A 25,593-nucleotide genomic window follows, 5' to 3' on the forward strand; every position below is an offset into this window, starting at 1 on the left:
ATGGTCTGAGCAGAGTCTGCTGCGCGAAACCTGTGCCAGCGACAGCAGGGCGTCGATCATGTCGCCCATGTGCGCCACGTTTACGCGAATGCGGGACAAATAATGTTTGGTGGATTCGCTCACTTCGCCAGCACTGATTTCTTTGCCGAGCAGGCTGCTGTAGCCGTCGATGGCGCTCAGGGGTGTGCGCAGGTCGTGCGAAGCCGAGTACGAAAATGCTTCCAGTTCCTGATTGGCCGCCACAAGCTGTGCAGTGCGCAATCGAACACGTTCCTCCAGATGGAGGTTCAGGCGCTGAACTTCTTCCTCGGCCTGCTTGCGCGCGGTGATGTTGGTGTGCATCACGATGGCTCCACTCGGTCGGTCATTTGACAAAGGAGTCACGGTCATCAGGAACCAGCGCTCGGTCATGGGCGAATGGCAAGGGTATTCAAGTGAAAACTGGTCTGCGTCACCGTTCAAAACTGAACGGACACCATCGGTTGCCCGCCCAGCGCCGGTGCAGTCCTTTTCGCGCGAATTGATGCAAGTCCCGAGGTAGCTGACGCCCACGCCGTCGCCCGGAAGATCAAGCGCATTTCCTCTTGAGAATTGCCGCCATGCCTCATTCACGGCGGTGATGAGCCCGTCACCATCAAGCAACGCTATGTGCGCCGGCAGGGCGTCCAGAATGGCCATCTGCTTGGCGGCCTCGACCAATTGCAGCTCGGTAGAGCGCCTCAACTCCGTCGTACGGGCCAAGACCTCCTGTTCCAGCAGCCGGCTGTGGTTTTGCAGATCGGCAATTGCTTTCAGACGCAACAGGTTTCTCACCCGCAGAGACAGCTCAACCCGGTCAACCGGTTTGGTCAGGAACTCTTCTGCACCGGCTGTGAGGCCCGCCAGCCGGGCGCTGCGTTCGCTTCGCGCCGTGACCATGATGATGGGTATGTTCGCTGTGTCAGGGCTGGCTTTGAGTGCGCTGGCCACAGCGTAGCCGTCCATGCCGGGCATCATGACGTCAAGCAGGATCAGATCCGGAGCATGTTTTGCAATCGATTCCAGACCCTCATCGCCGCTGGCGGCGCTGAGGGTCACATAGCCTTCGGGCTGCAGCAGTGCTTCGAGCAATTTTCGATTCTTGCCCTCATCGTCGATGATGAGAATCGTCGCGGCGACGTCGTTGAACTCGGCGATGGCGTTCATGATTTTCCTGCGATCAGAAGGGAGTCAATAGCCGCATACAGCTCTTTGTAACGCAGCGGTTTTGCGATATACAGGTCGCAGCCAGCTGCCCGGCTCTTTTCGTGGTCCGCTTTCATCGCCATGGCTGTCAGTGCGATGACCGGAATGGCCGCCGTGGTCGCGTCCTGCTTCAGCAGGGCCGTTGCCGCGAGGCCGTCCATGCCGGGTAGCTGGATATCCATCAGGATCAGGTCGGGATGCTCAGCGCGGGCCTGGGTCAGACCCGTCTCCGCATCGACCGCACACAATACGGCATGTCCGGCATCGCGCAGCAAAAGGCAAGCCAGTTTCATATTTGTGGCGTTGTCTTCAATGACTAAAATGCTGGCCATCGGGCGTCTCCCCTGCGGTATGCGTTGCCAACAGACTGTGCGCGCGCACTGGAAGCCATGCGGCAAAGTGCGCACCTTTGCCTTCCGCGCTGGCAACAGCCACTGTGCCGCCATGTAGCTCCGCAAGTTGTTTAACCATCGCCAGACCGAGCCCGGTCCCCTGGTATTTGCGCGCTAGGCTGCTGTCAATCTGACTGAAAGCCTGAAACAGATTGGCCATGTTTTCCTTTGAAATACCAATGCCGCTATCACTGACGGAGATTTCCAGAAACTCGGTGTATTCGTTGTCAGCCAGAGGAAAGCTGTGCACCGGCCAGGTGCCTGGGAGTGTCCCCACCACCTCGCGCTGAACGCGTCGTGCGTTCAATGTGACCCGGCTTCCACCTGCCCCAAACTTGACGGCATTGGCGAGCAGGTTGTAGACGATTTGTTTGGTCTTGCGCATGTCCAGCAGAAGTCCTGCCCCCCCGTCGTTGTCAAGTTCAAGTGCGATGGATCGGGCCAACGCTTTTTCCTTGACAATGGAAAGAGTGCCAGACAGCAGCCTGTCCAGATCGACCGGCTCCAGTTCGAGCGCCATCATGCCGGCCTCGACCTTGGACAGGTCCAGAATGTCATTGATCAGCGAGAGCAAGTGCTGGCCGCTGGTAAAAATGTCGTCGATGTACTCATGTTGTTTTTCGCTCATCGCGCCCACCAGTCCGTCCTTGAGTACCTCGGAAAAACCGATGATGGCGTTGAGCGGCGTTCTCAGTTCATGCGACATGGTGGCCAGAAATTCTGACTTCATGATGCTGGCGTGTTCCAGCTCAATATTTTTCTCCTGCAAGGCGCGCTCAAATCGCTTGCGTTCGGTCACGTCGCGCGCTGCAGCAAACACCCCTTGCAGCTTGCGGTCACGGTCCTGGAAGGTGGCGGCGTTGTAAGACACAACCGTTTCCTCGCCGTTCAGGGCGCGTACCGTGAGTTCGTAGTTGCTGACCTTGTGCTCGGAAAGCACCCGTTGGATGGCGACGTCGGCGCGGGCCGGATCGGTGAAGAACTTCCTGCAGGGAGCCCCGATCAGTTCGTCGCGCGTGCGGCCGGTCAGAGTCATCATCTGCTGGTTAACATCCGAAATGAAACCCTGTGGGTCCGTCATCATCAGCGCATCGATGCTTGATTCGATCAGCGAGCGCGTGTAGAACTGCTGGTCGCGCAGCCGTTGGTCCAGCACGGCCTGAGCCGCCTCCACCTTTTTTCGCGCCGTATTGTCGGTGCCGATGAGCAGGTAACCAATGATGCCTTCTTCGGTATCGCGCAAAGCGGTGACCGAAACAATCGCCGAAAAGCGGCTGCCGTTCTTGCGAATGTAGGTGAGTTCGTAAATGTCTTCGATGCCTCTCGTTGCCTTGAAAACCAGGGCTTCGAAACCGGGCGTGATGCGGGTACCCAGTTCCTGGCTAAGACGTTCAGCCCGGACAATAACTTCCTGAGAGTCAGAAATATCGGCGGGCGTGATTTTATTCACCACGTCGGCAGCAGCGTAGCCAAGCATGCGTTCGGCACCGACATTGAAAATCTGGATGACGCCTTTTTCGTCAGTGGCAATGCTTGAGAAGTTGGCGCTGTTGAAGATGGCGCTCTGCAAAGCGCCGGCCTTGAGCAGTGTTTCCTGGCGCCCGAGCTCCACAGCGCCATCGACGCTTGCCGGTTTCTCACTGACGTTGACGGTAAAGCCCGTATTCGTCATTCACATCTCTCCACGCGAAGGGGCACTCGGCAGTCGGCGGGTGTGAGACACGTCCCATCACTGCAGGGTAGGCTCACGGGTTACCACTTGGTCAGCACTGAAACGCGAACAGGCTGGTGGCAAGGAGGAGTTGATGGAACAAGATTAACAGTGTTGCAACCTTTAGGGACTCCAAAAGCTAAGGAATACCCGACATACAGTAGTTATGTGGGCTTTATGTCCGAAAACGCACAGACAAGTGTGCTGGTTTAGGGATGCCCTCCGTTTCCGGTGGTTCTTGAGCTGCCTGATAGCCGCCTTACTCAACGGCTTCATGTGGACTGTTTGCGCTTCAGTCCAGCTTCGCGCCCGATGCCTTGACCGCCTGGGCCCAGCGCGGCATTTCTGCGGTGAGAAATTTGGCGAAGTCTTCGCTGCCCAGGAATGCCGGGTCCGCGCCCTGGGTCACCATGCGGTTGCGGATGTCGGGGCTGGCCATGACCTGCCTGAAGGCATCGCTCAATTTCGCGGTGACATCCGGGGGCAGACCGGCGGGTGCCAGAAAGCCGTAAAAGCCGACCACCTCAAAACCCTTGAAGCCCGATTCGATGACGGTCGGAATGTCCGGCAGCGCGGGGTTGCGTTCCTTGCTGGTCACGGCCAGTGCGCGCACCTTGCCCTGCTTGTGGTAACTCGCCGCCTGCGGAATCGACTCGCCCATGAACTGCACCTGACCGCCCATCAGGTCGGTAAACGCGGGTGCGCTGCCGCGGTAGGGAATGTGCACCATGAACAGGCCGGCGGCGTTCTTGAACATCCAAGAACCTGTTCACGGTCTCAACGGGGCCGCGTTGGGGTGCAATCGGGATGAGTGGGTCGCGCAGGAACGCCGCATGGGCTGGTGCCCATGCAAGGGCCTGGGTGGGCCAATCGCCCGATTTCACCCCAACCCGGAGGGCAAACGCCTTCTCGGGCGGTCTGCGGCGTTGCGGCGCTAGCCCATAGCCCGGCTATGGGCGTCGCACCGCGCCTTGCATCCCATCCCGCGAAAGCGCTTGCGCGGTCCCGTTTAGATCGTGAACAGGTTCTCAGGTACCAGATGGCTGATGCCCCCATTGCCGGCCGAGCCGTAGTTGACCTGACCCGGACGCGCTTTGGCGTAATCCACAAACTCCTTGAGCGTGGTCACCGGCAGTTTGGGGTTGACCAGCAGCGCCAGCGGCTGCATGGCGGTGCGCGCAATCGGTGTGAAGTCCTTCAACGTGGCGTAAGGCAGCTTGCTGTACAGCGCCGGGTTGATCACCATCACGCCGGTATTGGCCAGCATCAGGGTGTAGCCGTCGGGAGCGGCCTTCATCACATCCTGCGCGCCCACCGTGCCGCCGGCGCCCGACTTGTAGTCAATCACGATGGGCTGGCCCAGCACTGCCTGCAGCCGCTCGGTCAGCAGCCGCGCATGTTGATCGAGTGGCCCGCCTGCGGGAAAGCCGATGACCACCCGTATCGGTTTTTCGGGAAAGGCCGCAAAAGCCCCTGAACTGAGCGCAACAAGCAGAGCCGCCAGGGCATGCCGGGGAGTGAACATGGATGTCTCCTCTTTGTTTGAAATAGTGGCCCATGATAAACAGCGTCGCGCACGCGACGCCGCTAGCGTCTTCCCCGATGCCTCGCTTCACCGGTCGGGTTACGCTTGGCCCAAGGAGACACCATGAACCGCGCCCATTTCAAGTTCTGGCCGAAACGCCTGCCCCACGCCATCACGCCGCCCACCACCTCGCTGTGGCACAACCTGGTGGTCAGCGCCCTGCGTTTTCCGGACAAGGCCGCGCTGGTGTTTTTCGGCCGCGTGTTCACTTATGCGGAGGTGCTGGACAAGGCCGAACGCCTGGCCGCGACCTTGCATGCCCTGGGCGTCAAAAAAGGTGATCGCGTGGTGCTGGACATGCAGAACTGCCCGCAATGGGTGATTGCCCACTTTGCCATCCTGCGCGCCGATGCCGTGGTGGTGCCGGTGAATCCGATGAACCGGGCCGAGGAGCTCAAACACTACATCCTTGACCCCGACGCCAAAGTCGCCATCATTGCGGCCGATCTGGCGTCCGAGCTGGCCCGCGCCAACGCGCAACTGGCCCCGGCCGAGCGCCTGCAGCACATGGTTGTTTCGCATTACAGCGACGCCTTCGACCTGCAGGCCGAAGGCGCCGAGACCCTGCCTTCTGCCTGGCAGGACTGGCTGGGCACGCGGCATCCGCTGCCAGCGCTCGACGGCGGCACGGTCATCGACTGGGCCGACGCGCTGCGCGGCGATGTTGCGACGTTGCCGGCGCACAGCGCCACCCCGCAAGACCTCGCGGTGCTGCCTTACACCAGCGGCACCACCGGCCTGCCCAAGGGCTGCATGCACACGCATGCAAGCATCATGCACAACGCGGTGGCCAGCGGCCTGTGGGGCAACAGCACGTTTGAGAACGTGGTGCTGTCGGTGGTGCCGATGTTTCACATCACCGGCATGGTGTCGGTCATGCATGCGTCGATATATGGCGGCGCAACGCTGGTGGTGATGCCGCGATGGGACCGCGAGCTGGCCGGCCGCCTGATCTCGAAGTGGCGCGTCACGCACTGGACCAACATCCCGACCATGGTCATTGACCTGCTGGCCAGCCCGAATTTTGCGAGTTTTGATCTGAGCGGCCTGGTCTACATCGGCGGCGGCGGCGCGGCCATGCCGCAGGCCGTGGCCCAGCGTTTGTGGGAACAGTATGGTCTGCGTTTTGCCGAAGGTTACGGCCTGACAGAAACCGCCGCGCCCTCGCACAGCAATCCGCCAGACGCGACCAAGCAGCAGTGCCTGGGGGTGCCCTTTGTCGGCGTGGATGCGCGGGTCATCGACCCTTTGACGCTGCAGGAAGTGCCGCAGGGCGAGCAGGGCGAGATCATCATGTGCGGGCCGCAGAATTTTTCAGGCTACTGGAAGCGGCCCGAGGCCACGGCCTCGGCTTTTATCGACTTCGACGGCAAGCGTTTTTTCCGTTCCGGCGACCTCGGGCGGGTCGATGAAGACGGCTACTTCTTCATCACCGACCGGCTCAAACGCATGATCAATGCCTCGGGCTTCAAGGTCTGGCCGGCCGAGGTGGAGGCGCTGATGTTCAAGCACCCGGCCATCCAGGAAGCCTGCATCATCTCCACCCGCGACGCCTACCGCGGCGAGACCGTCAAGGCGGTCGTGGTGCTGCGGCCTGCCGCCAAAGGCGTGACCTCCGAGGAGGACATCATCGGCTGGTGCCGCGACAACATGGCCGCCTACAAATACCCGCGGGTGGTGCAATTTGTCGATGCCTTGCCCAAGAGCGGGTCGGGGAAGGTGATGTGGCGGACCTTGCAGGAGGCGGAGAAGGCCTGAGGCTTGCTCTTCTGACATCTTCCGGGTTTTCATCCCGGACCTGATCCAGGATTTCCGCTCGAAGACCGCCACCGTTCGGGCTGAGCCCGTCGAAGCCGCGTTTTTCCTTCAAGCTTCCTGGGTTTGCTGATGCCTGTTGGCCGGGCAACTCCCGGCCTGCAGGCGCAGCACAAGGAGAGAAGGCTTCGACAGGCTCAGCCCGAACGGTCGGGGATCGCCCCGTGGATCCCGGATCCAGTCCGGAATGACAGACTCCGCGATGAATTCGCTATAAATTAAATAGCTGCTTATGCCCGCCTGGTATGGGCTGTAGCCCGGAAACATGCTCAAGACTGCGCGGTTTTGGCTTTCCGGTAATTCCACCAGGGCAACATGGCCCTGAGCGACAACACCTGACCACTTTGCGCACGTTCGCCGCTGTAGCCGGGCAGGCCGGCCAGGGTGGTTTGCCAGGCGGCGCTTTGCAGTTCGGTCAGTAGCGCCTGTACCGGCGCCTGCGGCAGGGCTGATTTGAGACAGACCAGGTGGTAACGCTCCTGCACCAGCGGCACAAAGTCCAGGCCTTTTTCACGCGCGGCGGCTTCGATGCCAAGACCGGCGTCGGCCGCACCGCTGGCCACCGCCTGCGCAATGGCGGTGTGGGACGGCTCCTGGCTGGTGTAGCCGCGCAGGCCGCTGGCGCCCAGCTTGTCCTGCGCCAGCAGTTCATCGAGCAACACGCGGGTGCCGGTGCCTTCAGCGCGATTGACGAAACGCAGGCCGGGCTGATACATGTCGGCCAGTTGCCGGATGCGGCGCGGGTTGCCTTTGGCCACGATCAGGCCCTGACTGCGATGCGCAAAACCAATCAGCTTGTGTTGGCCTGGCTTGAGCAGGTGGCGGTAAGCACGCGCCGCCAGCGAACTGGCGCCGGGCCGGTCCAGGGTGTGAAAGCCGGCCATCATGCAGCGTCCGCTGTTGAGCGCGGCGATTGCGTCCACGCTGCCCATGAAACGGATGTCCAGATGCAGGCGGCGTGTGGCGGCCTCGTCGCGCAGCGCGCTCAGCGCGGCGTCATGGCTGGCATACAGCGTCAGCACGTGGGCCTCGTCGTCGAAGGCGGTGGAAAACGCACGTTCAATGTCGCCGCGCAAAGCCTCGATCTGCGGCGCCAGCCGGGCCTGGGCCTGGCGCTCGGCCCACAGCAACTTTTCGCCGAACTCGGTCAACTGGGCGCGCTGGCCCTTGTCCCAGACGATCAGGGTGCGGCCCAGCGTCTGCTCCCACTTCTTGAGTGCACCCCAGACATGGCGGTAGGACAGGTCCAACGCGCGCGCGGCCTTCGAGATCGAGCCTTGCTCGCGCACCGCGTGCAGCAGGTCTATCAGCGGGTTGCGGATCAGCGCATCTTTGCCGCGTTCGGGCGACAGCAGGTAGGAGAGTTCGACTTTGTGCATGGCAGAGATGGCCCGATTATGGGTGCAGCTCTGCAGCGGACTGCTGCGCCTATGCACAAGGCTTCATAACTCGTGATCCCCGATGGCGCCCCGCGGCTTGCGCACCTAGGATAGGCACTCTTTTCCGGGTCTGCATGAACACCTTTTCCGACAGCGTCAGCACTGCGTTTGCGCTGATCACCTCTCTGGATCCTCTGCTCGGCAGCATTGTGCTGAGGTCGCTGGCCGTCAGCGCCTGCGCCTGCCTGCTGGCCTGCAGTGCCGGCCTGGTGCTGGGCGCCTGGCTGGGTGTGGCGCGTTTTCGTGGCCGTGGCGCGGTGTTGACGCTGCTCAACACCCTGCTGGCGCTGCCCTCGGTGGTGGTCGGGCTGGTGGTTTACCTGTTGCTGTCGCGCTCCGGGCCGCTGGGTTTTCTCGGTTGGCTGTTTTCCTTCAAAGCCATGGTGCTGGCGCAAACCGTGCTCGTGCTACCGGTGGTCACGGCGCTGGTGCGCCAGACCATCGAGGACGCCGACCGCCTGCACGGTGAGCAGTTCCAGTCGCTGGGTGCAGGCAAGGGCATGCGCAGCCTGTTGCTGCTCTGGGACGAGCGCTACACCCTGCTCACGGTGCTGATCGCCGCCTTCGGCCGCGCGATTTCCGAGGTCGGCGCGGTGATGGTGGTGGGCGGCAACATCGACGGCTTCACCCGTGTGATGACTACCGCGATCGCGCTGGAAACCAGCAAGGGCGACCTGCCGCTGGCGCTGGCGCTGGGCCTGCTGCTGCTGGCGGTGGTGCTGCTGCTCAACGTGCTGATCGCGCTGGTGCGGCGCTGGCGTGAACGCCTGGACGACCATGCGGCGCCGCCCGAAGGCGCCAGCTTGCTGCGTCAGGGAGGCGGCCAATGAACCCGCTGTTCGAACTGAACGCCGTGGGGGTGCGCTACGGCAAGGTGCAGGCGCTGAAAGCCTGCGGACTGCGCATTGAGGCCGGTGAACGCGTGGCGCTGGTCGGCTCCAATGGCAGCGGCAAAAGCACCTTGCTGCGCACCCTGCACGGCCTGGTGCGGCCCAGCAGCGGCAGCCTGCAGGTTGACGCAGCGGCGCGTCAGGCGATGTTGTTCCAGCACCCCTACATGTTGCGTGCCAGCGCCCAGACCAATGTGGCGCTGGGCCTGTGGCTCAAGGGCGTGGCCTGGAAGGATGCGAAAGTGCAGGCCTTGCGCGCGCTCGAACGCGTCGGCCTGCTGGCGCTGGCGCAGCGCAATGCCAAGGCGCTGTCGGGCGGACAGCAGCAGCGCCTGGCACTGGCGCGGGCCTGGGCCTTGCGGCCCGATGTCTTGCTGCTCGACGAACCGACGGCCAGCCTGGACCCCGCCGCCAAACGCGAGGTCGAGGCCCTGATGGCCGAGTTTGCAGAGGCTGGCATGACGCTGATTTTCAGCAGCCACAACCTCGGTCAGGTCAAGCGCCTGGCCAGCCGCGTGATCTACCTGGAGCAGGGGCACCTGCTGGCCGACCTGCCTACACGTGATTTTTTCAACGGCCCCTTGCCGCCTGAGGCCGAGCATTTTGTCAAAGGAGAGCTTGTATGAACGCCGTCCCCATGTGTTTCCGAATTTTGAAGTCTTTCAAGGCTGTAGCCCTTGTCCCGATTGCGCTGGCAGCTACTGTTTCCATAGCGCAAACGCAGCCGATCGTGATGGCTTCCACCACCTCGACTGAGCAGTCCGGGCTGTTTGGCACCTTGCTGCCGGCCTTCAAGCAGACCAGCGGCATCGACATCAAGGTGGTGGCGCTGGGCACCGGCCAGGCCATCGACATGGGGCGCCGCGGCGATGCCGATGTGTTGTTTGTGCATGACCAAGTGGCCGAGGAAAAAGTCGTGGCCGAAGGCTTTGCCGTGAAGCGTTTCCCGGTCATGTACAACGACTTCGTACTCGTCGGCCCGGCTGCCGATCCTGCCAAAACCAAAGGCAAGGACATTGTCGAGGCCCTCAAAAAACTCAACGCGGCCAACGCCAATTTCGTTTCACGCGGCGACAAGAGCGGCACCCACGCTGCCGAGTTGCGTTACTGGAAAAATGCCGGTGTCGACAACCCGCAGTTCGCCAATTACAAGGCCTGCGGCTGTGGCATGGGCCCGGCGCTCAACATCGGCTCGTCGACCAACGCCTACGTGCTGACCGATCGCGGCACCTGGCTCAGCTTCAAGAACCGCGGCGAACTGGCGGTGCTGGTCGAGGGCGACACCCGCCTGTTCAACCAGTACGGCGTGATGGTCGTCAACCCGGCCAGACACCCGCAGGTCAAGCTCGCCGAGGCGCAGAAGTTTGTCGACTGGATTGTTTCCCCGGCCGGTCAGGCCTCGATTGCCAGCTACAGGATAGGTGGTGAGCAGCTGTTTTTTCCGAATGCCACCAAGTGATACACATTCTTCGAACCTTCGACCCGTCGACGGGCTCAGGACAGGCCAAGCTCAAGACGATCGGAACCCGGTAAAGGGTCGTGGGGGCTAACGCAACAAACCAAGCGCAAACGGCAGGCTGACGATGCCCAGCAAGGTGGACAAGGTCACCAGGCCGGCGACAAACGCGCCGTTGTACCCCATGCGCGCTGCCAGCACGTAGCAGCTTGAGGCCGTCGGCAGGGCCGAAAATGACAGCAGCACCGTGGTCTGCACCGGCGACAGTCCAAACACCCAGGACAGGCCCAGGGCGATCAGCGGAATGAAAAAGTGGCGGATCGCCAGCAGCGACACCGCCAGGGTTTTGGCCGAAGCCAGCGAGGCGAACTGCATGCCGGCGCCGGCGGCCATCAGGCCCAGCGCCAATGACGCCGCGCCGATGCGGTTCACGGTCGGCTCCAGCCAGACCGGCATCTGGAAACCCAGCAGGTTGGCGGCCAGCCCGATGGCGGTCGCGATGATCAGCGGATTGCGCACCAATGCGCCCACAAAGCCGGTGTTGGCGTGGCGCGCCATCGGCCAGACCGCGCCCACGTTGAACAGCGGCACACAGACGCCGATCAGCACCGCGATCAGCAGCAGGCCTTCGGCACCAGCCAGGCGCTCGGCCAGCGCCAGCGCGATGAAGGAGTTAAAGCGGAAGGCCACCTGCGCGCTGGCGGCGTGTTCGCGCCGGTCGATGTGTTTGCCCAACCAGGGCAAGTACGGCAACGAGTAGGCCAGGGCGATGCCCAGCACCCCCATGCTCAGCCCGGCAGCGATCAGGCTGGAAGCCGCGCCCAGATCCAGCGGGCTCCTGACGATGGAGTGAAACAGCAGGACCGGGAACAGGAAGTAGTACACCAGGCTTTCCACCTGCTGCCAGACGGTGCGGTTCAGGGCGGTGTAACGGCAGACCAGGTAGCCACACAGAATCAGCGAGAAATCGGGGAAAAGAAGTTGCGCGTAGTTCACCCGGTGAGAATAACAAAACGGTGGGGCTTTCCTAGGGATTGCCCTTATGCGTTATCCACAAGAGGCAGGCACCTTGCTTGCGCTTAGGATTAGCCATTGTTATTTTTTTAAGGAAGTTCGCCATGCAACGTCGTTATCTGCTCACCCTTTCTGCACTGACGCTGGCCACTGCTGCGGCGGGCTCGGCCTTTGCCCAGGCCTACCCCAACAAGGTCATCAAGCTGCAGGTGCCGTTTGCACCGGGCGGCACCACCGACATCGTTGCCCGCGTGATCAGCGAGCCGCTGGGCAAGGCGATCGGCCAGAACGTGGTCGTCGAGAACAAGGCGGGTGGCGGCGGCGTTGTGGGCGCGCTGGACACCGCACGCGCCACGCCGGACGGTTACTCGCTGGGCATGGCCACCGTGTCCACCACGGCGGCCAATCCGGCCATCAACCCGAAGATTCCGTACAACACCCTGACGGACTTCACGCCCATCATGAACATCGCGGCGACGCCCAACATCATTGCGGTGCATCCGAGCTTCCCGGCGCGCAATTACAAGGAGTTCATCGCCGAACTCAAGAAGAGCCCCGGTAAATACTCGTACGCCTCGTCGGGCACCGGCGGCATCGGCCACCTGCAGACCGAGCTGTTCAAGAACCTCAGCGGCACCTTCATCACGCACATTCCTTACCGCGGTGCGGGTCCGGCCCTGAACGACACAGTCGCTGGCCAGGTACAGATCATTTTTGACAACCTTCCCTCGGCCCTGCCTTTCATCCAGCAAAAACGCCTGATCCCCATCGTGGTTGCCGCGCCTCAGCGCCTGACCGTGCTGCCCGATGTGCCGACTTTCAAGGAAGTCGGCCTGGAGCCCGTGAACCGCATGGCTTACTACGGCCTCACCGGCCCCAAGGGTCTGCCGAAAGAGGTGGTTGAGAAGGTCAGCGCAGCCGCCCTCAAGGCCCTGCAGGACCCCGCCGTGCGCAAGCGCATCGAGGACACCGGCTCCATCATTGTGGGCAACACGCCCGAGCAGTTCACTGCACAGATCAAGGCCGAATTCGAGGTTTATAAAAAGGTCGTCAGCAGCGCCGGCCTGAAGCTCGAATAAGCCGCGCGGGCCTTCCAGCCCGCCGCGTGCCGCCACCCCACAGGCCCGGTGCCTGGCGGGGTGTTTTTTGGGTGCACCACGGCGCTCGGGCGGTGCAGTTTGTTATCGTCGCAGCATGCATCCCCACAGCCAGTCCGGCATAGACAGTTTTATCGACGCCTTGTGGCTGGAAGACGGCCTGTCCAAAAACACGCTGGCTGCCTACCGGCGCGATCTCTCCTTGTACGCGGCCTGGCTGGGTGCGAAGGAGCAGGGCGGCCGTGCGCTGGATGCCACCGTCGAGAGTGACATTCATGGCTATTTTTCGGCCCGCCACAGTGCCACCAAGGCGACCTCGGCGAACCGCCGGCTGACCGTGTTCAAGCGTTACTTCCACTGGGCGCTGCGCGAGCGCCTGATCAGCGCCGACCCAACGCTCAAGCTGCAGTCGGCCAAACAGGCGCTGCGCGTGCCCAAGCTGCTGTCTGAAGCGCAGGTTGAGTTGCTGCTGGCGGCGCCGAGCGAAGACACGGCCCTGGGCCTGCGCGACCGCGCCATGCTGGAGCTGATGTACGCCAGCGGCCTGCGCGTGAGCGAGCTGGTCGGGCTCAAGACCTTTCACACCAGCATGAACGACGGTGTGCTGCGCGTCACCGGCAAGGGCGACAAGCAGCGCCTGGTGCCCTTCGGTCAGGTGGCCCGTTTGTGGATAGAGCGTTACCTCGCCGAAGCGCGCCCCGAGATTCTGAAAGGTCAGCAAACCGACGATTTGTTTGTCACGGCGCGCGGCAGCGGCATGAGCCGCGTGATGTTCTGGATGCTGGTCAAAAAATATGCGCTGCGCGCCGGCATCCACTCACCGCTGTCGCCGCACACCCTGCGCCACGCCTTTGCCACGCACCTGCTGAACCACGGCGCCGACCTGCGCGCGGTGCAGATGCTGCTGGGGCATGCCGACATCTCGACGACGACCATCTACACCCATGTGGCGCGTGAACGCCTCAAGGCTTTGCATTCCCAGCACCACCCCCGGGGCTGATTTCGCGCCACGACTGATCGTTTCACAACGGTTCGTCCAGAGCTTGTCGAAGGATGCGCCTGCGGGCCGGCAGAGCCGGACCCGCGGCCTCTGCTTGAACAGAGAGCCGTCCACGAGCTGATCACGGTGGCACGCAAGGCAAAATACAGCCACGTTCATCTCAGGAAAATTCATGTCCTCGTACCCATCACGCCGCCGCCTGCTGTCCCTGCCTTTGCTCGCGCTTTGCGCCGCCGCGCTGCCTTCCGTTTCCTTCGCCCAGGCCGGCTGGCCGGCGCGGCCCATTCGTATCGTGGTGGCCTACCCGCCGGGCGGCATCAGCGACAACATTGCGCGCGCCCTGGCCGAGAAGCTGGCGCAGCAACTGGCCACACCAGTGGTGATTGAAAACCGTGCCGGCGCCGGCGGCAGCATCGGCATGGACGTGGTGGCCAAGGCCGCGCCTGACGGCTACACCCTGGGCTTTTCGGCGATCAGCCCGCTGGCGCTGAACCCGCACCTGGGCAAGCTGCCTTATGACCCGGTCAAGGACATCGCGCCTGTGGCCAGCGTGATGTATTCGCCGGTGGTGCTGCTGGCGACGTCGGCCTTTGGCGGCAAGGATTTCAAGGACATGCTGGCGCAGGCCAAAGCCAAACCCGGCAGCGTCCGCTGGTCCACCTCGGGCCTGGCCACGGTCGGCCACATCGTGCTTGAGCAGGTGCAGAACGGCGGCAAAGTCGAGATCACCCACATTCCCTACAAAGGCGGCGGCCAGCAACTGACCGACGCCCTGAGTGGTCAGTTCGAGGTGATCACCACCAACCTCAGCGGCGCGGTGATGCCGCACATCCAGTCGGGCAAGCTGCGTCCGCTGGCCGTCGGTGCGCCGGCGCGGGTTGAGGCCTTGCCGCAGGTGCCCACCTTTGCCGAGCTCGGTTTCGCACCGGCCAACCTGAGTTCGCTGTTCGGCGTGTTTGCGCCGGGCAACACGCCGGCGGCTGTGCTGCAGCGGCTCAACAGCGAGATCAACATCGCCTTGCAGACGCCCGACTTGCGCAAGCGCCTGCTGAGCGCCGACAACGTGCCGACGGTCGGCAGCGCCGCGGAGTTCGCCCGCCAGATTGCGCAGGAGTCGGCCAGCAACGCCCGGATTGTCCAGGCCGCAGGCATCAAAACCGATTGATGGCTGTCGCCCGGATGCTATCTGTTTGATAGCTGCTTGCGCTTGTCCCGCAAGGGCTGGAGGCCGATTTGTTTATGAACCCGGCGCGGCGTACATGTAATCGCGGCGGAAGGGGTAACGGCTTTGCGCGCCCTGGATGGCCTCACCCGGCACGGACCCCGCCGGGCGCGCCGCCAGCATCTGGTGCAGGCTGATCCAGCCCTGCTCGAAACACATGGCGCTGCCGGCCAGGTACAGGCGGTAGGCGCGCAGGATTTTTTCGGCGCGTTCGTCACCGCCGGTGGCAGCCAGCACCTGCTGCGCTTCGCTCAGCCGGGCCTCCAGCGCATCCGACCAGTCCCAGAGCGTGCGCGCATAGTGCGGCCGCAGGTTTTCAGTGTCAACCATTTCAAGGCCCGAGCGCGCCAGGTGGGTCAGCACATCGCTGACATGCAGCAGTTCACCGCCAGGGAAGATGTATTTCGCTATGAAGTCGCCCATGCCTGCGCCCAGCTTGGTGTTGTCCAGTCCGCCGGCGGTGATGCCGTGGTTCAGCACCAGGCCGCCCGGCGCCAGCAGGCGCATGATCTTGCCGAAGTAGGCGCCCATTTGCGCGCGGCCCACATGTTCGAACATGCCGACCGATGAGATCTTGTCGAAGGGCTGGTTTTCGTCGAGGTCGCGGTAGTCGCGCAGCTCCATGCGCACGCGGCCCTGCAGGCCTTTCTCGGCGATCAGCGCCTGCACATGCGCATGCTGGTTTTTCGACAGCGTGATGCCGGTGGCGTCCACGCCGTAATGTTCGGCGGCCCACAGCAGCAAGCCGCCCCAGCCCGCACCGATGTCGAGGAAGCGTTCTCCAGGCTTGAGAATCAGCTTGCGGCAGATGTGGTCCAGCTTGGCCTCTTGCGCCTGCGCCAGCGACATGGCCTCGTCGCGGTAGTAGGCGCAAGAGTACACGCGGCGCGGGTCCAGCCACAGCGCATAAAAATCGTCAGACACGTCGTAGTGGAACTGGACTTGTTCGGCGTCTTTTTCGGGGGTGTGCATGCGCAGCGAGCGGATTTGGCTTTGCAGGCCGGCCCACCAGCCGGTGTCGCTGTGTACCGGATTCGCCGGCAGCAGGCTGGCCGCCACCGCCATCACGTCGCGCATGCGGCCCTCGATGTTGAGCCTGCCCTCGACGTACTCTTCCGCCAGCGCGCCGATCTGGCCGGCACGCAGTCGCGTCAGGCTGGCCCAATGCGAAAAACTCATCCTGACTGGCGCATCCGGCGCTCCGAGCAGCGGACCCGCAGGCAGTTGCACAGACATGGGGGCCGGCAGGTGAACCAGCCGGGACTCCAGATGGGGAACGAGATGCCGGATCATGGGCGCACTCCTGTTCTTGCATTCAAAGTGGGTCTGAATGAAGAACGCCGGTGTTGCTGCAACCGGTTTGCCGTCGACCCAATGGCAAGTCCGACTATGCTTGAAGTTCAGGTCGGCGTGTGTAAAAAAAATGGGATTGTTGCGAAAGGTCAATCAGGCCGCAGTCTCAATCGACCAGCAAGGCCAGTTCGTCCTCATCGAACCCGGCAGCGCGACGCGCATCCAGGTTGAACGGCCCCTTGAGCCGCGGCGCGCCGTAGGCCGCGGCCAGCTCGGCGTAGGTGGCGACCGGCTCCAGCCCGCGCTCGCCGCACAAATGCCGGTACCAGTGGTTGCCAATCGCGACGTGGCCGATTTCGTCGCGCAGGATGATGTCGAGGATGCCGACGGCTGCGAGAGCATCCGGCGTGCCGACCTTGCGCAGCTTGGCCTGCATCGCCGGCGTGGCGTCCAGGCCGCGCGCTTCGAGCGTGCGTGGCACCAGCGCCATGCGGGCCAGTACGTCGTCAGATGTCTTCTGGGTCATGTCCCAGAGGCCGGTGTGTGCCGGGAAGTCGCCGTAGTCGTAGCCCATGGCCTGCAACTGCGTGCGCAGCAGGCTGAAATGATGGGCTTCCTCGGCCGCCACGCGTAGCCAGTCGAGGTAGTAGGCGGGCGGCATGCCGTCAAAACGCCAGGCCGCATCGAGTGCGAGATTGATCGCGTTGAACTCGATGTGGGCCACTGCATGCAGCAGGGCGGCCAGGCCGGCCGGCGTGTACGGTGAGCGCTTGGGCACGTCCAGGTGGGAACGCAGTTCAGGCCGCACGGGCCGGCCCGGCAACCGTGGCGGCTCTGCGCCCGAACGCTGGTTTGCTATCGAAAAAGTAGCTGCCCGCGCATGTATGGCGAGGGCTAGAAGCACTTTTTGCTCTGGATCCGGGGCCACCAGGGCCTGCAGGGCTTGCTCGCGCAGTTCTGGCGGCGGCAGCGGCGCGGTCACGGCTTGCTGGCCTCGGGCCCCACGATATTGAGCGTCAGCACACAGGCCACCCGTTCACCGTGGCTGCCCAGCACTGGTTTGGCGTTGCCGGACACCAGCACTTCGGTCTGGTCAGGGCGGCGGATGCGCCAGCGCGCGCCCAGCACCGGCTGGTTGGTGTGTACCGCGCGGCTCAGGGGCAGGTCCTCCACCGGGTAAGGGGCGCCGTCTTCGGTCAGCAGGTTGTAGGCCTCGGTGTAGCCCTCGGGCGCCACACCCAGCAGCGCGACGCCGTGCAGCCGTTTGGCCGCCTCGTTGACAAAGGTGATCTCACCGGCGGCGTCGGTGACGATCACGCCTTCGGACAATTGCTCGAGGATGGCGACACGTTCTGCCGCATACCGCGCCATCACCTCGCGCTTGTGCACCTGGTCGGTTTCTTCCACACCCAGATGCAGAATGCCGTTGATCTCGCCCGAGGGCGCGCGCAGCGGCTGGTAGACCAGGTGAAAGTAACTGCGGCGCGGTGCGTCGGCGCCCGGCGGCAGCCAGTCGAGCGGCAACTCGCGCCCCTCGAATCGCTGGCCGCTGGCATACACCGCGTCAAGGCGATCGATAAACCCCTGGCTGCTTGCCTCGGGCACCACCTTGTGCAGCAGCTCGCCTTCCATGTCCTCGCGGCCCACCAGTGTGCGGGCCATGGCGTTGACCAGTTCGATGCGGTGGTTCGGGCCGCGCGTGATGGTCACCAACACGGGCAGGTTTTCGACAATGCTGCGCACCGCCGACCGCACCGCCTCGTCCTGCTCGCGGCGCACCCGGTCGGTGATGTCGCGAATGAACAGCACCAGCATGTCATCATGGGGCACGGCCAGCACGGTGTGCCAGGCAAACAGCCCCGGAATGAACATGTCGAATTTTCTTGGCAGTTTGCCGGCACGGGTGGCCTCCAGCTCGGAAACGGCCGACGAACCGGTGACATCGGGAAACACCTCCAGCAGCCGTCGACCGATCAGCGGGGCCGCGCTTTGGCGGTACAGCATGCTGGCGCGGTGGTTCAGCCGACGGATATGCAGGCCGGCATCCAGCACCACGATGGCGTCCGAGGTGTGCTCAAACAGGAGATCGGGGCTCAGGGGTGTCATGGGCGGCGGGCGGGTGGGAAGTGTGTGGGGAAGTCAGCAGATCAGGCAGTGAGGCGGGGAGCAGGTCAAGCAGCGATTCTAGGCGGCACGCGTGCGATTCTGCAGCGCTGCGGTGGCAGGTGGGCTACTTACAATGGGCTTTGTCTTTTTATTCACTTTGTTCCAGGATGCGGCAGAACCATGAGCATTTATCAACTTGACAGCCTGAGCCCCGACATTCACCCCAGCGCCTGGGTGGCCGACAGCGCGCAGGTGATTGGTGATGTGGCGCTGGCCGAGGGCGTGAGCGTATGGTTTGGCACCGTGATCCGCGGCGACACCGAAAGCGTGCGTATCGGCCGCAATTCCAATATCCAGGACGCCAGCGTCTTGCATGCGGACCCCGGTGTCCCGCTGGACATCGGCGAGGGCGTCTCCATTGGCCACCAGGTCATGCTGCACGGTTGCACCATCGGCGATGGTTCGCTGATCGGCATTGGCGCCGTGGTGCTGAACCGGGCGCGCATCGGCAAAAACTGCCTGGTGGGCGCGGGCTCGCTGGTGACTGAGGGCAAGGAGTTCCCGGACGGCTCCATGATCCTGGGCAGCCCGGCCAAAGCGGTGCGCCAGTTGTCACCCGAGCAGATCGAGGGTTTAAAAGCGATTGCGCATCACTATGTAGAGAATGCGCGGCGCTATAAAGCCGGCTTCAAGAAGATCGCATGAACGCCGTGAATTGTCATTGCGGACGCGATCCGCAATCCATGGATCCAGGATCAGGTCCAGGATGACAGCCCCATTGATCGACACCAACCCAGTTTCATGATGTCTGAGCTTCACAAATTTATTTTCGACGGCCTGCCGGTGCGCGGCATGCTGGTGCGTCTGACCGATGCCTGGCAGGAAATCCTCAAGCGGCGCGAGGCTGGGGGCGGCTACCCGTCTGAAGTGCTGCAACTGCTGGGCGAAATGACGGCAGCCGGCGCGCTGATGCAGAGCAACATCAAATTCAACGGCGCGCTGGTGCTGCAGATCTTTGGCGACGGCCCGGTCAAGCTGGCCGTGGCCGAGGTGCAGCCTGACCTGAGCCTGCGCGCGACCGCCACCGTGACCGGCGAGGTGCTGCCCGGCGACACCTTGAGCCGTCTCGTTAACGTCAACAACCAGGGGCGCTGCGCCATCACGCTGGACCCGAAGGACAAGCTGCCGGGCCGCCAGCCCTACCAGGGTGTGGTGCCGCTGTTTGGTGACCAGCATGAAAAAATCGAGAACCTGGCCGAGGTGCTGGAGCACTATATGCTTCAGAGCGAGCAGCTCGACACCAAACTGATCCTGGCCGCAGACGGCCAGGTGGCGGCGGGTCTGTTGATCCAGCGTCTGCCGGTCAAGGGCGAGGGCAACCTCGAAAGCCAGCGCGACCGCGACGCTGACGAAGACCAGATCGGCCGCAACGAAGACTACAAACGTATTGCCATTCTGGCCGGCACGCTCAAGCGCGAGGAGTTGCTGACGCTGGATGCGGACACCCTGCTGCACCGCCTGTTCTGGGAAGAAAAACTCACGCGTTTTGTGCCCAGCACGCCGACCTTTGCCTGCAGTTGTTCGCAGGAGCGCGTCAGCAGCATGTTGCGCAGCCTCGGCACGGCCGAGGTGGAAGGCATCATCGCCGAGCAGGGGCGCATTGACGTGGGCTGCGAGTTCTGCGGCGCGCAGTACGGTTTTGACCCGGTCGATGCGGCGCAGATCTTCACCAGCCCGGCGGGGCAGTTGCCGCCGGCGCCCACGGTGCAGTAGGATCCTCTGCATAACTCCCGCCATGCGCGTTCGGGTCCACAACGGGATGATTTGCTTGCCAACACCTCGCAACGTGTGCCGAGGCACACGCAAGGGGTTTGGTGAGGAAAGCGCCCGCCAGCACAGCCGGTCGGCTGTGCGTGCCGGGATGGCCAATGTGGCCCGCAAACGCGACCGCGTTTGCTCGGGTCCGAACCCCTTCGGGGGCGTGATTTTGCGGGCGATCCGTGTCGTTACAAAACCAGGCAAGGCGGCCAGCCTTGCCTTGGGTTTTGCGCCTAACGGCTCATCCCGCAAAAGCCCCGCCGCGCGCGGCGCGAGTTATGCAGAGGGTCCTAGGGCGCTCCAGCCGAGCCCTCGCGTGCGGCCAGCAGGTCACTGAGCAGGCGGCGCTCGCACTGCGGGTCGCTGCAGTTGTCGCAGGTCCAGACCCAGCGTCCGCGGCTGGAGTCCGCTTCTGCCGCTCTGCTGGCGCGCGGCAACCCCACCTGCAGCGCAGACAGGGCGCTGCGCAGCCGCTGCTCACCCAGCCCGTACACCACCTGGTAGTTGACGCCGGAGAAGGCGAGCGCGTCGCGCAGTGCCCAGTCGGCGGCTTGCTGCGCGGCCATCAGCGCATCAGGCGCCGGAAGGTCCAGGCCCATCAGCAGGGTGACGCAGGCGTGCGAACCGTGGCGGGGCAAGGGCAGCGCCGGGTTGTCGTCAACCGCGAACAGGAGCGCAGGGTTCTCACTCGGCAGTGCGGTCGTCAGCTCCGCCGCCAGTTGGGTCTTGCCAGTGCCGGGTGCGCCGAGCACGCGGATATGTACCCGCGCACCATCTTCATTTTTCAATGAAATATGCCTCCAGCCCATGGCTGACGGATGTAAGCAGCTATCAAAACCATAGTAGATTCAACTGCAACCAGATCGGTGCAGCCGGCGCGGGATCAGGGCGTGACCTGCACAAAAATTTCATTGGGTTTGACCATGCCCAGCTCTTCCCGTGCTTTTTCCTCGACCATCTCCAGGCCTTCGCGCAGGTCCTTGACCTCGGCCGAGAGGCGCGCATTGTCGGCTTCAGCCTTGGCGTTCAGCGCGGCCTGTTCGCTGAGCCGGCGCTGCATCTCGTTGACGCTGGGAAGGCTGCCCCGGCCTATCCAGAGTTGTGCATGCACGATGATGAGCAGCACAATCAGGAGGGCGGGGACGACGCGGTTTCCCATTGCCTATGCGTGGGGATGTTTCGCCGCCGGGCCGCCCCTAGGCGAAACGCGGCCCCCTCGGGGGGCAGCGAACGACACGAAGTGCGTGAGCGTGGGGGCCATTACCTTAGGTTATAGAAGGCCGCGCGGCCCGGATAGGTCGCGATGTCGCCCAGGTCTTCTTCAATACGCAGCAACTGGTTGTACTTGGCCATGCGGTCGGAGCGGCTCAGCGAGCCGGTCTTGATCTGGCCGGCGTTGGTGCCCACCGCGATATCTGCAATCGTCGCGTCTTCGGTCTCGCCCGAGCGGTGCGAAATCACGGCGGTGTAGCCGGCGCGTTTCGCCATCTCGATCGCGGCAAAGGTCTCGGTCAGGGTGCCGATCTGGTTGATCTTGATCAGGATGGAGTTGGCAATGTTCTTGTCAATGCCTTCCTTGAGAATCTTGGTGTTGGTGACAAACAGGTCGTCGCCGACCAGCTGCACTTTTTTGCCGAGGCGTTCGGTCAGGATTTTCCAGCCGTCCCAGTCGCCTTCATGCATGCCGTCTTCGATGCTGATGATGGGGTACTTGTCGCACCAGGTGGCCAGCATGTCGGTCCACTGCTGGGCGTTCAGGCGCAGGCCGCCTTCGCCTGCGAGCACGTACTCTCCATCCTTGTAGAACTCGCTGGCCGCGCAGTCGAGGGCCAGCGCGATCTGCTCGCCGGCGGTGTAGCCGGCCTTGTCGATGGCTTCCAGAATCAGTGCAATCGCCGCTTCATGGTTTTCAACGCTGGGCGCAAAGCCCCCTTCGTCGCCGACGGCGGTGCTGATGCCGCGGTCGTGCAGGATTTTCTTGAGCGCATGAAACACCTCGGCGCCCCAGCGCAGGGCTTCGCGGAAGCTGGGCGCGCCCACCGGCACGATCATGAACTCCTGCAGGTCCAGGCTGTTGTTGGCGTGGGCGCCGCCGTTGATCACGTTCATCATCGGCACGGGCATCTGCATCGCGCCCATGCCGCCGAAGTAGCGGTACAGCGGCAGGCCGGCTTCCTCGGCGGCGGCACGCGCCACCGCCATACTGACGGCCAGCATCGCGTTGGCGCCCAGACGCGCCTTGTTGTCAGTGCCGTCCAGGTCAATCAGTGTGCGGTCCAGAAAGGCCTGCTCGCTGGCGTCCAGCCCCAGCACCGCTTCGGAGATTTCGGTGTTGATGTATTCGACGGCCTTGAGCACGCCCTTGCCAAGGTAACGACCGCTGTCGCCGTCGCGCAGCTCGATCGCTTCGCGCGAGCCGGTGGAGGCGCCTGAGGGCACGGCGGCCCGGCCCATGACGCCGGATTCCAGCAACACGTCGCATTCGACGGTGGGGTTGCCCCGGCTGTCCAGGATTTCACGGCCGACGATATCAACAATTGCGCTCATTAGGTTCCTTCTTTTTTGTGGAGGGGGCGATCAGACCGGGGCGGCAACACCTTCGACCAGCACCATATTGAAAAACTCGGTGGCGCCAGCACGCTTGGCGCGCGCGGCACGGTACATCTCGTCGTCATAAAAGGCCTTGGCCTTGTCATAGCTGGGAAAGCGCAGCATCGCCACCCGCGCGGGCTGCCAGTGGCCTTCCAGCGCCTCGAATTTTCCGCCACGCACCAGGTATTCACCGCCAGCAGCCGCCACGGCGGCAGGCGCCGCCGCCATGTACTGCTTGTACTGTTCGGTATCGGTGATTTTCATGTCAACGATGATGTAGGCGGGTGTCATGGGTCGATCCTGCGTGTGTGCGCCTGCAGGCCGTGTTCAGGCGCTGAAATTGTTTTCGAGGTAGCCGTATTTCTTGGTCACGCGGTCGAGTTCGAGCAGCGTTTCCAGCAAGGCCTTCATGTGTTTGAGCGGCACGGCATTCGGGCCGTCGCTCATGGCATTGGCCGGGTCCGGATGGGTTTCCATGAAGAGGCCAGCAATGCCGACCGCGACCGCGGCGCGGGCCAGCACCGGCACCATCTCCCGCATGCCGCCGCTGCTGGTGCCGTTGCCGCCCGGCAGTTGCACCGAATGGGTGGCGTCAAACACGACCGGCGCGCCGGTCTCGCGCATGATGGCCAGGCTGCGCATGTCGCTGACCAGGTTGTTGTAGCCAAAACTTGCGCCGCGTTCGCAGGCCATGAAGCTGTCTTCATTGAGGCCTTTTTCACGCGCCGCAGCACGTGCCTTGGCGATGACGTTTTTCATGTCGCCGGGCGCGAGGAACTGGCCCTTCTTGATGTTGACCGGTTTGCCCGATTGCGCGACCGCATGGATGAAGTCGGTCTGGCGGCACAGAAAGGCCGGCGTCTGCAACACGTCGACCACCGAGGCGACCGTGGCGATTTCGGCGTCGGAATGCACATCGGTCAGGATCGGCAGCCCGAGATCACGCTTGACCTTGGCCAGGATCTCCAGGCCCTTGTCCATGCCGGGGCCGCGGAAGCTGGTGCCGCTGGAGCGGTTGGCCTTGTCGTAACTCGACTTGAAGATGAAGGGAATGCCCAGCGAGGCGGTGATGTCCTTGAGCGCGCCAGCGGTGTCCATCTGGAGCTGCTCGGACTCAACGACGCAGGGGCCGGCGATCAGGAAGAAGGGCTGGTCCAGCCCGATCGTGAAATTGCAAAGCTTCATGCCACCACTTTCAGGGATTTGCCGGCCACCTGGTGGTCCAGCGTGGCTTTGATGTAGGCGTTGAACAGCGGGTGGCCGGCCCATGGCGTGGATTTGAACTCGGGGTGGAACTGCACACCGACGAACCAGGGGTGCACATCACGCGGCAGCTCGACGATTTCGGTGAGTTGTTCGCGCTGGGTCAAGGCCGAAATTACCAGCCCGGAAGTGCGCAACTGGTCGAGGTAGTTGACATTGGCCTCATAGCGATGGCGGTGCCGCTCGGTCACCACGTCGCCGTAAATGCCGTGGGCCAGCGTGCCTTTGGTGACGTCGGAGCTCTGCGCGCCCAGGCGCATGGTGCCGCCGAGGTCGGACTTGGCGTCACGGGTCTTGATGGTGCCGTCGGCGTCTTTCCACTCGGTGATCAGGGCGATGACGGGGTGCGGCGTGTTGGGCTCGAACTCGGTGCTGTTGGCATCCTTCAGGCCAGCCACATGGCGTGCAAATTCAATCGTCGCGACCTGCATGCCCAGGCAGATGCCGAGGTAAGGCAGCTTGTTCTCGCGGGCATAACGCGCTGCACAGATCTTGCCTTCCACACCGCGTATGCCGAAGCCGCCGGGCACCAGGATGCCGTCGAACTTGGCCAGACGTGACACGTTGTCGGGCGTGATGCTTTCGGAGTCGACGTACTCGATCACGACCTTGGCGTGATTTTTCATGCCGGCGTGGCGCAGCGCCTCGTTGAGGGACTTGTAGCTGTCGGACAGGTCTACATACTTGCCAACCATCGCGATGTTGACCTGTTTTTGCGGGTGTTCGGTTTCATACACCAGGTCATCCCAGCGCTTGAGGTTGGCCGGCGGTGTGTTCAGGCGCAGCTTGTCGCAGATCAGGCCGTCCAGGCCCTGCTCGTGCAACATGCGCGGCACCTTGTAGATGGTGTCTACGTCCCACATGGAGATCACACCCCATTCGGGCACGTTGGAGAACAGCGAGATCTTGGCGCGCTCCTCGGCGGGAATCGGACGGTCCGCGCGGCACAGCAACACGTCGGCCTGGATGCCGATCTCCCGCAGCTGTTTGGCGGTGTGCTGGGTCGGCTTGGTTTTGAGTTCGCCGGCAGCGGCGATCCAGGGCACATAACTCAGGTGCACAAACGCGGTGTTGTTGGCGCCCAGACGCAAGCTCATCTGGCGCACGGCTTCAAGAAAGGGCAGGGACTCGATGTCGCCGACGGTGCCGCCGATCTCGACGATGGCCACGTCGACCGCGTCGGGCGTCTCGTAACCGGCGCCGCGCTTGACGAACTCCTGGATTTCGTTGGTGACGTGTGGAATCACCTGCACCGTTTTGCCGAGGTAGTCGCCGCGACGCTCTTTTTCGAGCACGCTTTTATAAATCTGGCCGGTGGTGAAGTTGTTGGCCTTGCGCATGCGCGTTTCGATGAAACGCTCATAGTGGCCGAGGTCCAGGTCAGTCTCGGCGCCATCATCAGTGACAAAAACTTCGCCGTGCTGGAAGGGGGACATGGTGCCCGGATCCACATTGAGGTAGGGATCGAGCTTGATTAAAGTGACTTTGAGGCCTCGCGATTCAAGGATCGCTGCAAGGGAGGCTGAGGCGATTCCCTTGCCCAGGGAAGACACCACACCGCCGGTGACGAAGACAAATTTGGTCATGTCAGGTACGAACCGCAAGTTCGCATAGGTGGTAAACGAGGATTATACGGGGCGCTTCGCGCGGACTTGCCGCACCGGGAGCAAATCAAG

23 protein-coding genes and 2 pseudogenes are annotated in these 25,593 nt (G+C 63.1%); 9 read left to right on the forward strand and 16 right to left on the reverse strand.

From position 1 onward, the window contains the following. The 5 genes and pseudogenes from ACH2CW_RS16680 to ACH2CW_RS16700 all read right to left on the reverse strand — a co-directional run. On the reverse strand, positions 1-1,185 hold a 1,185-nt coding region (locus ACH2CW_RS16680; protein WP_395060181.1), incomplete at its 3' end, for a response regulator. Next, positions 1,182-1,556, reverse strand: coding sequence for a response regulator (locus tag ACH2CW_RS16685; protein WP_395060183.1), 375 nt, complete (start codon positions 1,554-1,556; stop codon positions 1,182-1,184). The genes ACH2CW_RS16680 and ACH2CW_RS16685, both read right to left, overlap by 4 nt. Then, on the reverse strand, positions 1,534-3,186 hold the full coding sequence (locus ACH2CW_RS16690; RefSeq protein WP_395060185.1) for a PAS domain-containing sensor histidine kinase: 1,653 nt from the start codon (positions 3,184-3,186) through the stop codon (positions 1,534-1,536). Before ACH2CW_RS16690 ends, ACH2CW_RS16685 begins: the two co-directional genes overlap by 23 nt. Before the next feature lie 433 nt (positions 3,187-3,619). After that, a pseudogene (locus tag ACH2CW_RS16695) lies at positions 3,620-4,084 on the reverse strand (Bug family tripartite tricarboxylate transporter substrate binding protein); the annotation flags it as partial. A 268-nt stretch (positions 4,085-4,352) separates the two neighbouring features. Further along, positions 4,353-4,852, reverse strand: a pseudogene (locus tag ACH2CW_RS16700) (Bug family tripartite tricarboxylate transporter substrate binding protein); the annotation flags it as partial. A 123-nt stretch (positions 4,853-4,975) separates the two neighbouring features. Here ACH2CW_RS16700 and ACH2CW_RS16705 point away from each other — a divergent pair. Then, the gene (locus tag ACH2CW_RS16705; RefSeq protein ID WP_395060187.1) at positions 4,976-6,670 is read left to right on the forward strand and encodes a long-chain fatty acid--CoA ligase; all 1,695 of its coding nucleotides are present in this window, start codon (positions 4,976-4,978) and stop codon (positions 6,668-6,670) included. Between the two features lie 326 nt (positions 6,671-6,996). On the opposite strand, the gene ACH2CW_RS16710 is transcribed toward ACH2CW_RS16705, so the two are convergent. After that, positions 6,997-8,106 (reverse strand): substrate-binding domain-containing protein, encoded by a 1,110-nt coding sequence (locus tag ACH2CW_RS16710; RefSeq protein WP_395060189.1) that lies wholly within the window; start codon positions 8,104-8,106, stop codon positions 6,997-6,999. A gap of 134 nt (positions 8,107-8,240) precedes the next feature. Here ACH2CW_RS16710 and ACH2CW_RS16715 point away from each other — a divergent pair, with 134 nt between their 5' ends. From ACH2CW_RS16715 to ACH2CW_RS16725, 3 genes are read left to right on the forward strand one after another with little or no spacing between them, the layout of a single operon-like run. Further along, positions 8,241-8,996, forward strand: a complete 756-nt coding sequence (locus ACH2CW_RS16715; protein ID WP_395060191.1) for an ABC transporter permease — start codon at positions 8,241-8,243, stop codon at positions 8,994-8,996. Then, the gene (locus ACH2CW_RS16720) at positions 8,993-9,682 is read left to right on the forward strand and encodes a phosphate ABC transporter ATP-binding protein (RefSeq protein WP_395060193.1); all 690 of its coding nucleotides are present in this window, start codon (positions 8,993-8,995) and stop codon (positions 9,680-9,682) included. Before ACH2CW_RS16715 ends, ACH2CW_RS16720 begins: the two co-directional genes overlap by 4 nt. After that, a complete protein-coding gene (locus ACH2CW_RS16725; protein ID WP_395060195.1) occupies positions 9,679-10,515 on the forward strand; it encodes an extracellular solute-binding protein in 837 nt (278 codons plus the stop codon). Before ACH2CW_RS16720 ends, ACH2CW_RS16725 begins: the two co-directional genes overlap by 4 nt. 87 nt (positions 10,516-10,602) lie before the next feature. Here the strand turns inward: ACH2CW_RS16725 and ACH2CW_RS16730 are convergent, their stop codons facing one another. After that, entirely contained in the window at positions 10,603-11,508 is a 906-nt protein-coding gene (locus tag ACH2CW_RS16730; RefSeq protein WP_395060197.1) for an AEC family transporter, read from the reverse strand. A gap of 122 nt (positions 11,509-11,630) precedes the next feature. Here ACH2CW_RS16730 and ACH2CW_RS16735 point away from each other — a divergent pair, with 122 nt between their 5' ends. The 3 genes from ACH2CW_RS16735 to ACH2CW_RS16745 all read left to right on the forward strand — a co-directional run bounded on the left by ACH2CW_RS16735 (position 11,631) and on the right by ACH2CW_RS16745 (position 14,788). Continuing rightward, positions 11,631-12,605 carry a tripartite tricarboxylate transporter substrate binding protein BugE gene (locus ACH2CW_RS16735; RefSeq protein ID WP_395060199.1) on the forward strand — a complete coding sequence of 325 codons (975 nt, stop codon included), beginning with the start codon at positions 11,631-11,633 and terminating at the stop codon, positions 12,603-12,605. Between the two features lie 115 nt (positions 12,606-12,720). Further along, positions 12,721-13,623: a site-specific tyrosine recombinase XerD gene (xerD, locus tag ACH2CW_RS16740; RefSeq protein WP_395060201.1), complete on the forward strand. Its 903-nt coding sequence runs from the start codon at positions 12,721-12,723 to the stop codon at positions 13,621-13,623. 172 nt (positions 13,624-13,795) lie between these two features. Further along, positions 13,796-14,788 (forward strand): Bug family tripartite tricarboxylate transporter substrate binding protein, encoded by a 993-nt coding sequence (locus tag ACH2CW_RS16745; RefSeq protein ID WP_395060203.1) that lies wholly within the window; start codon positions 13,796-13,798, stop codon positions 14,786-14,788. A gap of 72 nt (positions 14,789-14,860) precedes the next feature. On the opposite strand, the gene ACH2CW_RS16750 is transcribed toward ACH2CW_RS16745, so the two are convergent. The 3 genes from ACH2CW_RS16750 to ACH2CW_RS16760 form a co-directional block, all read right to left on the reverse strand. Further along, on the reverse strand, positions 14,861-16,138 hold the full coding sequence (locus tag ACH2CW_RS16750; RefSeq protein WP_395060204.1) for a class I SAM-dependent methyltransferase: 1,278 nt from the start codon (positions 16,136-16,138) through the stop codon (positions 14,861-14,863). A 166-nt stretch (positions 16,139-16,304) separates the two neighbouring features. Then, entirely contained in the window at positions 16,305-17,120 is an 816-nt protein-coding gene (locus tag ACH2CW_RS16755; RefSeq protein WP_395060206.1) for a ferritin-like domain-containing protein, read from the reverse strand. Beyond that, positions 17,117-18,244: a PAS domain-containing protein gene (locus tag ACH2CW_RS16760; protein ID WP_395060208.1), complete on the reverse strand. Its 1,128-nt coding sequence runs from the start codon at positions 18,242-18,244 to the stop codon at positions 17,117-17,119. Before ACH2CW_RS16760 ends, ACH2CW_RS16755 begins: the two co-directional genes overlap by 4 nt. Positions 18,245-18,424: 180 nt before the next feature. On the opposite strand from ACH2CW_RS16760, the gene ACH2CW_RS16765 reads away from it, so the two are divergent. Further along, positions 18,425-18,949 (forward strand): gamma carbonic anhydrase family protein, encoded by a 525-nt coding sequence (locus ACH2CW_RS16765; protein ID WP_395060210.1) that lies wholly within the window; start codon positions 18,425-18,427, stop codon positions 18,947-18,949. 99 nt (positions 18,950-19,048) lie between these two features. Next, complete coding sequence (locus tag ACH2CW_RS16770) at positions 19,049-20,017, forward strand: Hsp33 family molecular chaperone HslO (RefSeq protein WP_395060212.1); 969 nt, start codon at positions 19,049-19,051, stop codon at positions 20,015-20,017. A gap of 335 nt (positions 20,018-20,352) precedes the next feature. Here the strand turns inward: ACH2CW_RS16770 and ACH2CW_RS16775 are convergent, their stop codons facing one another. The 6 genes from ACH2CW_RS16775 to ACH2CW_RS16800 all read right to left on the reverse strand — a co-directional run bounded on the left by ACH2CW_RS16775 (position 20,353) and on the right by ACH2CW_RS16800 (position 25,503). Further along, the gene (locus ACH2CW_RS16775) at positions 20,353-20,850 is read right to left on the reverse strand and encodes a hypothetical protein (protein ID WP_395060214.1); all 498 of its coding nucleotides are present in this window, start codon (positions 20,848-20,850) and stop codon (positions 20,353-20,355) included. A 95-nt stretch (positions 20,851-20,945) separates the two neighbouring features. Next, entirely contained in the window at positions 20,946-21,221 is a 276-nt protein-coding gene (locus ACH2CW_RS16780) for a septum formation initiator family protein (RefSeq protein WP_395060216.1), read from the reverse strand. A 101-nt stretch (positions 21,222-21,322) separates the two neighbouring features. Continuing rightward, entirely contained in the window at positions 21,323-22,609 is a 1,287-nt protein-coding gene (gene eno / locus ACH2CW_RS16785; protein WP_395060218.1) for a phosphopyruvate hydratase, read from the reverse strand. Between the two features lie 30 nt (positions 22,610-22,639). After that, positions 22,640-22,945 (reverse strand): DUF1330 domain-containing protein, encoded by a 306-nt coding sequence (locus ACH2CW_RS16790; RefSeq protein ID WP_395060220.1) that lies wholly within the window; start codon positions 22,943-22,945, stop codon positions 22,640-22,642. Between the two features lie 36 nt (positions 22,946-22,981). Further along, complete coding sequence (kdsA, locus tag ACH2CW_RS16795; RefSeq protein WP_395060222.1) at positions 22,982-23,839, reverse strand: 3-deoxy-8-phosphooctulonate synthase; 858 nt, start codon at positions 23,837-23,839, stop codon at positions 22,982-22,984. Continuing rightward, positions 23,836-25,503, reverse strand: coding sequence for a CTP synthase (locus tag ACH2CW_RS16800; protein ID WP_395060224.1), 1,668 nt, complete (start codon positions 25,501-25,503; stop codon positions 23,836-23,838). Before ACH2CW_RS16800 ends, kdsA begins: the two co-directional genes overlap by 4 nt. Positions 25,504-25,593: the final 90 nt, after the last annotated feature.

This window comes from Polaromonas sp. (assembly GCF_043778355.1).
GTDB lineage: Bacteria > Pseudomonadota > Gammaproteobacteria > Burkholderiales > Burkholderiaceae_C > Polaromonas.